Origin of the sequence: Pseudarthrobacter sp. NamE2 (assembly GCF_005796205.1) — a bacterium.
GTDB lineage: Bacteria > Actinomycetota > Actinomycetes > Actinomycetales > Micrococcaceae > Arthrobacter.
Genome location: NZ_VAHN01000001.1, coordinates 334338 through 345933 on the forward strand (window position 1 = coordinate 334338; position 11596 = coordinate 345933).

General features: G+C 66.8%; 14 protein-coding genes. 5 read left to right on the forward strand and 9 right to left on the reverse strand.

The window, feature by feature from the left end; translation table 11 throughout:
• Positions 1 to 10: 10 nt before the first annotated feature.
• The 5 genes from FDW83_RS01600 to FDW83_RS01620 all read right to left on the reverse strand — a co-directional run bounded on the left by FDW83_RS01600 (position 11) and on the right by FDW83_RS01620 (position 4010).
• On the reverse strand, positions 11 to 1105 hold the full coding sequence (locus tag FDW83_RS01600; RefSeq protein WP_370281147.1) for a biotin/lipoate A/B protein ligase family protein: 1095 nt from the start codon (positions 1103 to 1105) through the stop codon (positions 11 to 13).
• A gap of 93 nt (positions 1106 to 1198) precedes the next feature.
• Positions 1199 to 1456, reverse strand: coding sequence for a type B 50S ribosomal protein L31 (locus tag FDW83_RS01605; protein ID WP_076803010.1), 258 nt, complete (start codon positions 1454 to 1456; stop codon positions 1199 to 1201).
• A gap of 97 nt (positions 1457 to 1553) precedes the next feature.
• Positions 1554 to 2417, reverse strand: a complete 864-nt coding sequence (locus FDW83_RS01610; RefSeq protein WP_138135859.1) for an RNA methyltransferase — start codon at positions 2415 to 2417, stop codon at positions 1554 to 1556.
• A gap of 7 nt (positions 2418 to 2424) precedes the next feature.
• Entirely contained in the window at positions 2425 to 3210 is a 786-nt protein-coding gene (locus FDW83_RS01615) for a sulfite exporter TauE/SafE family protein (RefSeq protein ID WP_138135860.1), read from the reverse strand.
• Between the two features lie 14 nt (positions 3211 to 3224).
• Positions 3225 to 4010, reverse strand: coding sequence for an ABC transporter ATP-binding protein (locus tag FDW83_RS01620; RefSeq protein ID WP_138135861.1), 786 nt, complete (start codon positions 4008 to 4010; stop codon positions 3225 to 3227).
• A gap of 147 nt (positions 4011 to 4157) precedes the next feature.
• Between FDW83_RS01620 and serB the strand changes: the two genes are divergently transcribed.
• Complete coding sequence (serB, locus tag FDW83_RS01625) at positions 4158 to 5051, forward strand: phosphoserine phosphatase SerB (protein ID WP_138135862.1); 894 nt, start codon at positions 4158 to 4160, stop codon at positions 5049 to 5051.
• Positions 5052 to 5199: 148 nt separating this feature from the next.
• On the opposite strand, the gene FDW83_RS01630 is transcribed toward serB, so the two are convergent.
• Both FDW83_RS01630 and FDW83_RS01635 read right to left on the reverse strand, forming a co-directional pair.
• Entirely contained in the window at positions 5200 to 5952 is a 753-nt protein-coding gene (locus tag FDW83_RS01630; RefSeq protein ID WP_138135863.1) for an SDR family oxidoreductase, read from the reverse strand.
• A 124-nt stretch (positions 5953 to 6076) separates the two neighbouring features.
• Positions 6077 to 6802 carry a beta-ketoacyl-ACP reductase gene (locus FDW83_RS01635; protein WP_138135864.1) on the reverse strand — a complete coding sequence of 242 codons (726 nt, stop codon included), beginning with the start codon at positions 6800 to 6802 and terminating at the stop codon, positions 6077 to 6079.
• A 263-nt stretch (positions 6803 to 7065) separates the two neighbouring features.
• On the opposite strand from FDW83_RS01635, the gene FDW83_RS01640 reads away from it, so the two are divergent.
• Genes FDW83_RS01640 through FDW83_RS01655 form a run of 4 tightly spaced genes read left to right on the forward strand, consistent with a single transcriptional unit; the run spans position 7066 to position 9011 of the window.
• Entirely contained in the window at positions 7066 to 7389 is a 324-nt protein-coding gene (locus FDW83_RS01640; protein ID WP_370281148.1) for a DUF3099 domain-containing protein, read from the forward strand.
• Positions 7386 to 7652 carry a hypothetical protein gene (locus FDW83_RS01645; RefSeq protein WP_138135866.1) on the forward strand — a complete coding sequence of 89 codons (267 nt, stop codon included), beginning with the start codon at positions 7386 to 7388 and terminating at the stop codon, positions 7650 to 7652. The genes FDW83_RS01640 and FDW83_RS01645 overlap by 4 nt, the downstream gene beginning before the upstream one ends.
• Entirely contained in the window at positions 7653 to 8531 is an 879-nt protein-coding gene (locus FDW83_RS01650) for an SURF1 family protein (protein WP_138135867.1), read from the forward strand. It abuts the gene before it with no gap.
• Between the two features lie 3 nt (positions 8532 to 8534).
• Positions 8535 to 9011, forward strand: coding sequence for a YbaK/EbsC family protein (locus FDW83_RS01655; protein WP_138135868.1), 477 nt, complete (start codon positions 8535 to 8537; stop codon positions 9009 to 9011).
• 3 nt (positions 9012 to 9014) lie between these two features.
• Here FDW83_RS01655 and FDW83_RS01660 read toward each other — a convergent pair whose 3' ends face one another.
• Together FDW83_RS01660 and FDW83_RS01665 are read right to left on the reverse strand one after the other, a co-directional pair.
• The gene (locus FDW83_RS01660) at positions 9015 to 10613 is read right to left on the reverse strand and encodes an ABC-F family ATP-binding cassette domain-containing protein (protein ID WP_138135869.1); all 1599 of its coding nucleotides are present in this window, start codon (positions 10611 to 10613) and stop codon (positions 9015 to 9017) included.
• A gap of 133 nt (positions 10614 to 10746) precedes the next feature.
• Positions 10747 to 11595, reverse strand: coding sequence for a hypothetical protein (locus tag FDW83_RS01665; RefSeq protein ID WP_138135870.1), 849 nt, complete (start codon positions 11593 to 11595; stop codon positions 10747 to 10749).
• Between the last annotated feature and the right edge of the window lies 1 nt (position 11596).

Genomic DNA, 11596 nt, shown 5'->3' on the forward strand with positions numbered 1-11596 from the left:
CACGGTGGCGTCACGGCACCCGGCGGAGCCACTCCTCCCTGCCGAACTTGGTGGCAACACGCTCCCGGGCTGCCGCCAGTTCGCCCACAGTCAGTGCTGACGGGGTGGCGCCGTACCGCTCCGTGAACACGTCCATCATCGCCGCAATGATCTCCGTGCGGGCTAGGCCGGTCTGCCGGCGGAGCGGGTCCACCCGCTTCCTGGCGCTGCGCGTGCCCTTGTCGGACAGCTTTTCCTTGCCGATGCGCAGGACTTCCACCATTTTGTCGGCGTCGATGTCGTAGCTCATGGTGACGTGGTGCAGCATGCCGCCGTTCGCCAGCCGCTTTTGCGCCGCGCCGCCGATCTTGCCCTGGTCCGTGGCAATGTCGTTGAGCGGGACGTAGAAGGCAGTGATGCCAAGCTTTTCCAGTGCGGCCATCACCCAGGCGTCAAGGAACGGGTAGGAATCGGCGAAGCTGAGGCCGTCCACCAGCGTCTGCGGAAGGTACAGCGAGTAGGTGATGCAGTTGCCGGCTTCCATGAACATCGCTCCCCCGCCGCTGATGCGCCGGACCACCTTGATGCCGTGCTTCGACACGCCGTGCGGGTCCACCTCGTTCCGCACGGACTGGAAGCTCCCAATGACCACGGACGGCTCCTCCCAGTCCCAGAACCGGAGCGTGGGGTTCCGCCGGCCGGCACCCACCTCTTCCGTGAGAACTTCATCCAGCGCGACGTTGATCTCGGTGGGCAGGACTGCGGGACCGATGATGTTCCAGTGGTGGTCCGCCCAGGAAGTGGCCTTCGCCAGCGCGCGGCGGACCGTGACGGCCACAGCCTCCGGTGAGAATCCGAACAGGGCGGCGTCCGCCGGAAGGGCCGCTGTTACTGCCGCCGCAAGATCGGCGGCAGAGGTTGACTCCGGCAGGCCGGTCAGGGCGCGGTTGATGTCCAGCAGGGCTTCGTCCGGCTCGAGGAAGAAGTCACCGCTGATGGAGACCCCGGCGAGCTGCCCGTCGGTGACGGTGAGGTCCGCAACCACCAGCTTCCCGCCCGGGACCTTGTACTCGCCGTGCAGGCGCTGGTTCGAGGAGGGACTCATGTCAGGATGCTGGTTGGTCATGCGTCCCATCCTCCCCCGAACCGGGGCCGGGTGTTAAAGGGAAAGGCCCGCACCGTTTCCGGTGCGGGCCTTCCTGGTAAGCCTGGGCAGGAATTACTTCTTGCCGCCGAAGCCCTTGAAGCGAGCGTTGAAGCGCTCGACACGGCCGGCGGAGTCCATGATGCGCTGCTTGCCCGTGTAAAACGGGTGGGACTCGGACGAAATTTCGACGTCGATAACCGGGTAGGTGTTGCCGTCTTCCCACTCGATGGTCTTCGAGGAAGACACGGTGGAGCGGGTCAGGAACTTCGTGCCGGAAGCCAGGTCGTTGAAAACAACAGCTTCGTACTTCGGGTGGATCTCAGACTTCATAATTGGACCTTTGTTCGCGCAGCTGGATTTTGCCAGCTGCCAGGTATGAATGGGATGGTCCGTTCCGCGCAGTCAGGGCAGGACGGCCAGCTACCAATCATAGCCGATGCGGGGAGGGCTGGCGAACCGGGAGTCCCTGCCGCGCGGCGTCCTGGTCCCGTGCGCGGAGTTCCCAGAAAGCCACTGCTGACGCTGCGGCGACGTTGAGCGAGTCCACGCCGCTGCGCATGGGGATTTTGACGGCGAGGTCGACGGCGGCAAGCGTCTCTGCGCTCATGCCGGCGCCTTCGGTGCCGAGCACCAGGGCGAGTTTCTCCGGATTGCGGGCTGCCACGGCATCCACGTCCTGGGCGTCCTCGGTCAGCTCCAGGGCAGCGACAGTGAAACCCTGGTCCTTCAGCACCTGAAGGTCCTGCGGCCAGCTGTCCAGGCGCGCCCACGGCACCTGGAAGACCGTGCCCATGCTGACCCGGACGCTCCGCCGGTACAACGGGTCGCCGCACCGAGGCGAAACCAGGACGGCGTCAATGTCCAGTGCGGCTGCGGACCGGAAGATGGCACCCACGTTGGTGTGGTCCACAATGTCCTCCAGCACGGCCACCCGCCGGGCGCCGGCCAGCAGTCCGGGCAGGGGCACGGGTGCGGGGCGCTGCATGGCCGCCATGGCGCCTCGGTGCAGGTGGAAGCCGGTGATCTCCTCGAGCAGGGCCGCCTTCCCCACAAAGACCGGTACGTCCGGATGCGCCTGGAACACGTCGTCGAGGTCCCCAAGCCATTTCTCGGCGAGGAAAAATGACCGGGGCTGGTGCCCTGCGGCAAGGGCGCGGCGGAGGACCCTGGACGATTCGGCGATGTACATCCCCTCCGCCGGCTCACGGAGCTTGCGGAGGTGGACGTCGGTGAGCCGGGTGTAGTCGGACACCCGCGGATCGTCCGCGGAGTCGAGGTAGTGGATTGTCACCGGGTGATTATCGCAGCAGATCCGCGATCATGAAGCCCATGGCCACCAGCCCCAGGACCAGGATCACCGACCGCAGGACTATGGGTGACAGCCGGCGGCCCACCCTGGCTCCCAGGAGCCCGCCGATGCTGGAGCTGATCGCGATCAGCAACACCACCAGCCAGTTGATCCGGTCGAATGCGAACAGCATGTAGGACACCGCTGCCACCAGGTTCACGCCCAGGACCAGGATGTTCTTCATGGCGTTGGCATTCTGGATGGTGCCCGTGAGGAAGACGCCCAGGATGCCCACCAGCAGGATGCCCTGGGCGGCAACGAAGTATCCGCCGTAAACCCCGGCAAGATACACCAGCACCACCAGGAGGATTCCGTGGCGTTTGTCGCGCACCGCGTGCTCCGGATTTTCCTCGCGGTTCCGGACCCACGCCTGCAGCCGGGGCTGGAACACCACCATCAGGAGGGCCAGGACAATGAGGACGGGCGCGGCGTAGTGGAAGACTTCCTCCGGCAGGTGCAGCAGCAGCCACGCGCCGGAGATGCCGCCGAGGAGCGAGGCCGGCAGGAGCCGGAGCAGCTGCCGGCCTCGGCCTTTCAGCTCCCTGCGGTACCCAAAGGCCCCCGCGGCGCCGCCCGCCACGAGTCCCATGGCGTTGCTCATGGATGCGACGACGGGAGTGATGCCCAGTGCGATAAGCACCGGGAAGGTCACCAGGGTGCCGGAGCCGACCACCGCGTTGATGGTGCCGGCCCACAGGCCGGCGACGGACACAAAAATACTGCCGAGCAGGTCCAAGGAGCGGGTGCCGCCTAGCGGCGGGCGGTGGCGGAGTAACGGCCGGCATTCTCCGTGACATCCAGGGGCAGGCCGAACGTGGCGCTGAGGTGTTCATCGGTGAGGACCTCGGCGATGGGGCCGGCCGCCACCACGCCGCCGTCGCGCAGCAGCATGGCGTGGGTGAATCCCGGCGGGACTTCCTCCAGGTGGTGGGTCACCAGGACCATGGCCGGCGCCGCTTCGTCGCTGGCAAGTTCGCCCAGCTTATGGACAAGTTCCTCGCGGCCGCCGAGGTCAAGGCCGGCGGCGGGTTCATCCAGCAGCAGCAGTTCGGGATCGGTCATGAGGGCGCGTGCGATCTGGACGCGCTTGCGTTCGCCTTCGGACAGGGTGGCGAAGGTCCGGTTCAGCAGCGGGCCCATCCCCCAGTCGTTCAGCAGCCGGAAAGCCCGGCGCTCGTCGTCGCGCTCGTAGCCTTCACGCCAGCGCCCGGTCACGCCGTACGCGGCGGTGACCACTACGTTCAGGACGTTCTCGTGTTCGGGAATCTGGGTGGCCAGGGCTGCCGAGGAGAGGCCGATGCGCGGACGGAGTTCGAAGACGTCCACACGGCCCAGGGTCTCGTCGAGGATGCCGGCCGTGCCGCTGCTCGGGTGGAGGCGCGCGGCTGCGATCTGGAGGAGGGTGGTCTTGCCGGCACCGTTGGGGCCCAGGATGACCCAGCGTTCGCCCTCATTGACTTCCCAGTCGATCTTGTCCAGCAGGGTCTTCTTACCTCGGACAACGCTGACGGAAGACAATTCCAGAACATCACTCATAGGAGTAGACACTAGGACAAAAAAGAGGCGGACTGATAACCGGTGCCAGGGCGCTGAAACGCCCGGTTTGCCGGGGTCACCGGGGCATTGCCGGCCGGGGCGCAACCAATTCAGGGGACGGTGCCGGCACTCGATAAGATTGCACGCATGACTTCGAACGTGACTGCGGTCAGCTACGGCCACAAAATGACTCCAAACGGGCTGGAGCAGCTGCGTTCCGTCCTCGCCGCCCACGGCGCCCGGGTAGTTTCCGAAAACAGCGGCGGCGATGACCGCTACCAGGTCCATGTGGCGGATCTCACGCTTCCCGATGCCACCGCGGCCGGACTGGCGGCGCTGCGGCGCGACATCGCGGCCGCCGCTTTGGAGGGGCAGGACACCGCGCTGGTACCCGCCGGCCTGCGCACCGCTGAACGCAAGCTGTTGATCATGGACGTGGACTCCACCCTGATCCAGCAGGAAGTCATCGAGCTCCTCGCGGCGTACGCGGGCAAGCGCGAAGAGGTTGCCGCCGTCACCGAAGCCGCCATGCGCGGTGAACTGGACTTCACCCAGAGCCTGCACGCCCGGGTGGCTGTCCTCGCGGGGCTGCCGGCCGACGTCGTCCATTCCGTCCGGCAGGAAGTGAAGCTTAGCGAAGGGGCCGCGGAGCTGGTGGCGGCGTTCAGGGCGGCAGGCCACGTGGTGGCCGTGGTGTCCGGCGGGTTCAACCAAATCCTGGAACCCATCGCGGGTGACCTGGGCCTGGACTACTGGCAGGCCAATGAACTGGAGATCGTCGACGGCGCACTCACGGGCCGGGTGCTGGGCGCCGTTGTGGACCGGGCGGCCAAGGAGAAGTACCTGCGTGAATGGGCTGCCGCCGAAGGCATCGCGATGGAGCACACCGTGGCCGTGGGTGACGGCGCGAACGATCTGGACATGCTGGGCGCGGCCGGCATCGGTGTCGCTTTCAACGCCAAGCCCGCCGTCCGGGAGGTGGCCGACGCCGCGGTGAACATGCCCTACCTCGACGCCGTCCGGCACATCGCCGGGGTCTGACAGTCCTTAGCCGCGAGATGGGCCCACGCCCGCAGGGTTCCCTGGCCGAGCTTGCGAGGTAAGGGCGCGGGCGGGGACAGTTCGCGGCAGTGTCCCAGTAGAACATTGCCGCGAACTGTCATTCCGCGGTGCTGGAGAGGCTGAAGGCTTACTGCGCGCCCTTGCCGAAGTAGTCCGCTCCCCCGGCGTACTCGGTGTGGCCGGACTCAACGTCGGCCGTGACCATGCTTGCCACAACCTGGGCGAACTCCTCGACGGAGTACAGCTTGCCGGCCTCCGCCCGGCGGGCCTCGATGGCACCGGGTGCGGAGCGGTCCAGCAGCGTAGCCGTGACAGTGCCCTCGATCATGTCGCCCGAGACAACCACCAGGGTGATGCCCTGCTCGGCGAGGCTGGGGATAAGTTCACGCAGGGCATCCTCACCGGCACGCTTGCTGCGGGCCACCGGCTCATAGGCCTCCATGGTGGGCACGGTGTTGATGAAATGCGCCTGGTGGCTGGTGACGAAGACCACGCGGGAGCCCTCCTTCATCAGCGGCACAGCGGCGTTGAGCAGGTTGACCTGGGCGTCGCGGTTGAGCCGGAGGGCGTAATCCTCGCCCATGCCGGTTTCCATGCCGCCGGATGCGTTCAGGACCAGGATGTCCAGGGAGCCGAAGTTTTCCATGGCGGCGGAGGCCAGGGCCTGGACGCCTTCCTGGCTGGTGAGGTCCGCCCCTACGGCCACGGCGCGGCCGCCGGCAGCTTCGATGCCCTGGACCACCTTGTTCGCGCGGGGCGCCTTTTGGCGGTAGTTGACCACGACGGCGGCGCCCTCGCTTGCGAGGATCTTGGCTACGTCAGCGCCGATTCCCCGCGATGAACCGGTAACGATGGCGGTTTTGTTGTCCAGCAGTCCCATACGGGCTCCTTTTGTTCGATACGTCTAAGTCCTGAAGGCCTGCAGTCCATCATGCCAGCGGCTGCCGCTGAATCCTGTTGTCCGGGTCCGACAAAGGACTGCAGGCCGGATTGGGCCTGGGGCGTCAGTGGCCCATGCCCAGGCCGCCGTCCACGGGGATGACGGCGCCGGAGATGTACGCTGCCTCGTCGCTGGAGATCCAGCGGACCACGTTCGCTACCTCCGCGGCCTCTGCAAACCGGCCCGCCGGAATGCTGGCCAGGTAGTCCTTCTGGGTTGCTTCGGGGAGTTCGGCGGTCATGTCCGTGTTGATGAAGCCGGGAGCCACCACGTTGGCGGTGATGCCGCGCGAACCGAGTTCGCGGGTCAGCGAACGGGCGATGCCCACCAGTCCGGCCTTGGACGCCGAGTAGTTGATCTGGCCGGGTGCACCGTAGAGGCCGGAGACGGAAGAGATGAGGACCACGCGGCCCTTGCGGAGGCGGATCATGCCCTTGGAGGCGCGTTTGATGACGCGGAAGGCCCCGGTGAGGTTGGTGTCGATGACGGACGTGAAATCGTCTTCGCTCATGCGCAGCAGCAGGGTGTCCTTGGTGATGCCGGCGTTGGCCACCAGGACCTCCACGGGACCGTGGGCTGCTTCCACTTCCTTGAAAGCGGCGTCGACAGAAGCTTCGTCTGTGACGTCTGCCTTGACGCCCAGGATCCCCTCCGGGAGTTGCGACTCACTGCGGTACGTCACAGCAACCTTGTCCCCGTTGGCCAGGAATGCTTCGGCGATGGCCAGGCCGATGCCGCGGTTGCCGCCGGTGACCAGGACGCTGCGGGAGGCGGAAACTGCTTCAGTCATAGGGACACTCCGGGATTCTGCGGCACGCTGCGCCGCGGTAGGAAAGGTGTGATGGGCTGCCTCCGATCTTAGCGGCAGCCCTGCTGCGGGTTTGGGCGGCACTGCTGATGGTGAGAGAATTAAGCCAAGCCTTTGGAGCGTGATAAATCACTGTGACCCCTGAAAACCATGCGGGACAAACCGCGCCCGGAGAACCCGGGCGGTTCTCCGGCGATCCGGAGGTCCACAGCATTACGGAAGCCGCGGGAGCACATTCCGAGGACATGCGTAAGCGCATGATCAAGTACGCCGTGGCGATGAGTATCCGCATGGTGTGCCTGATCCTGATTTTCGTGGTGGACGGCTGGTTCAAGATCATCCCGGTTGCCGGTGCCGTTTTTCTGCCCTGGATTGCGGTGGTGATTGCCAACGGCAACGACAAAGCCGAAGGGCACAGCGACTCCCTGCTCGATTCGGTGCCTCTGGCAGAGATCGAGAGCGGCCCGGAGCCGGAGGCTGATGAGGGTCCCGGCAGCCAGGTGCTGCAGGGCGAGCTGATTAATGACGACGACGAGTCCGGAACCGGGGAGGAGCGGAAGGCTTCATGAGCATCTTCGACTTCGCTGCGGGGACCGATCCCGCCCTGGCGGAAGCCGGGGCAGTGTGTTCCCGCAAGGCCTGCCGGGCAGGGGCTTCCTGGCAGCTCCTGTGGAACAACCCCAAGATCCACACCCCGGAGCGCCGCAAAATCTGGCTGGCGTGCAGCGAGCACCGGGACTGGCTGGAGGACTATCTGCAGACGCGCGGGCTGTGGAAGGAAACGCTCCCCCTGGACGCCCCCTCCGGGGACGGCCCGGAGCAGGACAGCTGAATGTACCGTTTCCTCTTCTCCAGCAAGTGGCTGGGCTACCTCCTGCTGGCTGCCATCTTCGCCACTGCCTGCGTCTTCCTGGGCCGCTGGCAGATGGACCGCCGGGCCGAAACGCTTGCCGAAATCAACCGCGTGGTGGCCAACTACTCAGCGGAGCCCATTTCCTTCGCCGAAGCGCGGGACCAGTTCAACCGTTTGGACCCGGCCCGGGAGTGGACGCAGGTGGAGTTGACGGGCACCTACGACGTTGCAGGCCAGCGCATTGTCCGCAACCGGCCCCTGAACGGCCAGCCAGGCTACGAAGTGGTGGTCCCGTTCCGGCTGGCCTCCGGTGAAACGGTGGTCATCGACAGGGGATGGCTGCCGATCGGCAACAAGAACCCCGGCAGCCCGGACTCCGTCCCCGCGCCGCCCGGCGGCGAGGTAACCGCCGTCGTACGTTTGAAGCACCCGGAACCAACCCTGCAAAGGGGCGCCCCGGAGGGCCAGCTGGCGTCCATTGACCTTGCCGCCTACTCGGCCGAGCTTGGCTACCCCCTCCTGACCGGCGCCTACGGGCAGCTCGCCTCCGAAACGCCGCCCGCAGCGGAGATGCCTGTGGCATTTCCGAAACCGTCCACGGAGGAGGGCACGCACCTGTCCTATTCGCTGCAGTGGTTCGCCTTCGGCGTCCTGATGTTCGTAGGCTTCGGCTACGCCGCCCGGCAGCAGGCCAGGAACGCGGCGATCGACGCCGAGGACGACGACGATACCTCCGCAAGCGGCGGCATGCGCTCGGCCGTAGCGCCAGCCCGCCGTCGTCCGGCCCCGCCCAGGAAGCGGAAGAAGGCGACGTCCGAAGAAGAGGAAGATGCCCTTCTCGACGCGCAGGGGTATTGAGTCATGACGGATCACGACGGCGGCCCGGTCGCCCTGGTGCGCGCGGCCCTGGTCGCTGGCGGTGTCGGGGATACCGTCCGCACCTTTCCTGCCGGTGTGCCCACTGCGGTGGCTGCAGCCGAGGCTTTGGGGTGCGGGGTGTCGGCCATCACCAACAGCCTGGTGTTCGAGCTCAACGGGGAGCCGCTGCTGATCCTTGCCAGCGGAGCCGCCCGCGTGGACACCGGCCTGGTGGCGGAGCAGCTGGGGCAAGGACGGATCCGCCGGGCCTCCCCCGATTTCGTGCTGCACCACACCGGACAGAGGGTCGGCGGAGTGGCTCCCGTCGGCCACCCCGGAAGGATCAGGACACTCCTGGACGCGTCCCTCCGGTCCGAGGAACTCCTGTGGGCGGGAGCCGGCGACCACTACTCAATGTTCAGCATCACCTACAACCAGCTCCGCGGCATCACCGGGGCGCAGGAACTGCAGGTGCGCTGAGCGCTAGGCCAGCGTGATGAGGTCCAGGTAGTCCTCGTTCCACAGGTCCTCCACGCCGTCGGGCAGCAGGACCACGCGCTCCGGGTTGAGGGCCTCGACGGCGCCTTCGTCGTGGCTGACCAGGACGACGGCGCCCGTGTAGTTGCGCAGCGCGCCCAGGATTTCGGCGCGGCTGGCGGGGTCGAGGTTGTTGGTGGGTTCGTCGAGGAGCAGGACGTTGGCGCTGGAGGCCACGATGGTGGCCAGCGCCAGGCGGGTCTTCTCACCGCCGGAGAGCACGCCGGCCGGTTTGTCCACGTCGTCGCCGGAGAACAGGAACGAGCCGAGGATGCCGCGGACTTCGGCGTCCTTCATGTCCGGGGCGGCCGAACGCATGTTTTCCAGCACAGTCCGGTCGTGGTCCAGGGTTTCGTGCTCCTGGGCGTAGTAGCCCACCTTGAGCCCGTGCCCGGGAACGATGTCACCGGTGTCCGGCTGGTCCACGCCGGCGAGCATCCGCAGCAGGGTGGTTTTGCCGGCACCGTTGAGGCCCAGGATGACCACCTTTGAGCCGCGGTCGATGGCGAGGTCCACGTCCGTGAAGATCTCAAGGGAGCCGTAGGACTTGCTGAGGCCTTCGGCGGTGAGCGGGGTCTTGCCGCACGGCGACGGCTCCGGGAAGCGCAGCGCCGCCACGCGGTCCTGCTCGCGGACGGCTTCGAGTCCGCTCAGCAGCCGCTCTGCGCGCTTGGCCATGTTCTGCGCGGCCACCGCCTTGGTGGCCTTGGCGCGCATCTTGTTGGCCTGGTCCATCAGCACCTGGGCCTTCTTTTCGGCATTGGCGCGCTCGCGCTTGCGGGCCCGCTCGTCGGTCTCGCGCTGCTGCAGGTACCGTTTCCAGCCCATGTTGTAGAAGTCGATCTGCGCCCGGTTCGCGTCCAGGTGGTACACCTTGTTGACCGTGGCTTCCAGCAGCTCCACGTCGTGGCTGATCACGATCAGGCCACCCTGGTGGTTCTTCAGGAAGTCGCGCAGCCAGGAGATGGAGTCGGCGTCCAGGTGGTTGGTGGGTTCGTCGAGGAGCATGGTTTCCGCGCCGGAGTAGAGGATCCGGGCCAGCTCCACACGGCGGCGCTGGCCACCGGACAGCGTCTTCAGCGGCTGGTTCAGGATGCGCTCGGGCAGCGCGAGGTTTGAGGAGATGGCGGCCGCTTCCGCCTCGGCCGCGTAGCCGCCGCCAGCGAGGAACTCCGCTTCCAGCCGGTCGTACTTCGCCATGGCCTTGCGCTGGACTTCCGCGTCGTCGCTCGCCATATCCGCCTGGGCCTTCTTGAGCTTGCCGACGACGACGTCCAGGCCACGCGCGGACAGGATCCGGTCCCGCGCCAGCTGTTCCATGTCGGGAGTGCGGGGGTCCTGGGGCAGGTAGCCGATTTCACCGCTCCGCGTCACCTTGCCGCCTGCCGGCAGGCCCTCCCCTGCAAGGACCCGCGTGAGGGTGGTCTTGCCAGCGCCGTTGCGGCCCACCAGGCCGATTTTGTCGCCCTTGTCGATGCGGAAGCTCACCTGGTCCATGAGCAGCCGGGCGCCGGCGCGCAGTTCGAGGTCCTGGACGGTAATCACAGCAGGTAAGGCCTTTCAACAAACAGGGGACGCCACAGCTTCAGGAGATCTGAAGGGAATTGGCAGAGTGGCCGGAGAACGGCCCTTACAAGTCTACCGTCCGGCACCGCACTGCAGGACCGCCGGCAGGTTGTTAGGCAGTTTGAACCGGCAGCACCAGCATGTAGCCTGCCGGCAGGTCGCTGCTCCACCGGCGCGGCTCGCGGACCACGAACTGGGTGGCCAGTTCCTCGGGGGTCAGCAGGCTGTTGGGGACGGGCGACGGGCCCCACTGCCCGCTGCCGTGCGGGTAGAGCGGATCCAGCACGCGGACGCCGGTCACCGCAAACTCGGGTGATCGGGCGGGATCACCCATCGACTCGAACCCGCTCATGACCCACGCGTGGCGTCCCCTCCACATCACCAGTCCAACCGGCCGGCCGGTCCCGGCGATGGCACGGGCAGCCGTCTGCAGCGCATCCTGGTAGTCCGGGACGGTGACCACTTTGTAGGGCCCCATCCCCACTTCGGTCAGCACCTGCGCCCATCCCAGTGGGTTGGCGCCGTTGAAGGAGTTCGAGGACCTGGCGCGGGCCATTTCCCACAACTCACCCTGGTGGGCAGAATCCGCCCACGTGCCGCCGCCCGTGTTGTCAACGAGGTTGTGCGCCATCTGGATACTCGCCGCGACACACCAGTCGAACGTGTACTGCGGTACGAAGTCGCCCTCCTGGTAAAGGTTGAGGGCGTACGGTTCCGGTATCGGAGGCGGCGCCGGAACCGCTGCCGGTGCGGGGGCCGGTGCCTGTACGGGGGCCGGGGCGTTCTGCGGCGCGAGCGTGACTTCTGGTGTGGCCGGCGCAACGGCAGAGGGCACGGCGGACGATGTCGCAGCCGGGGAGCCGGTGGCTGCGTCCTCCACTCCCGCCGACGGCACACAGCCAGTCAGGAGCGCCGCCACAACGACGATCCAGGCCAGGGGACGGGAACGCGCACCGCTCATG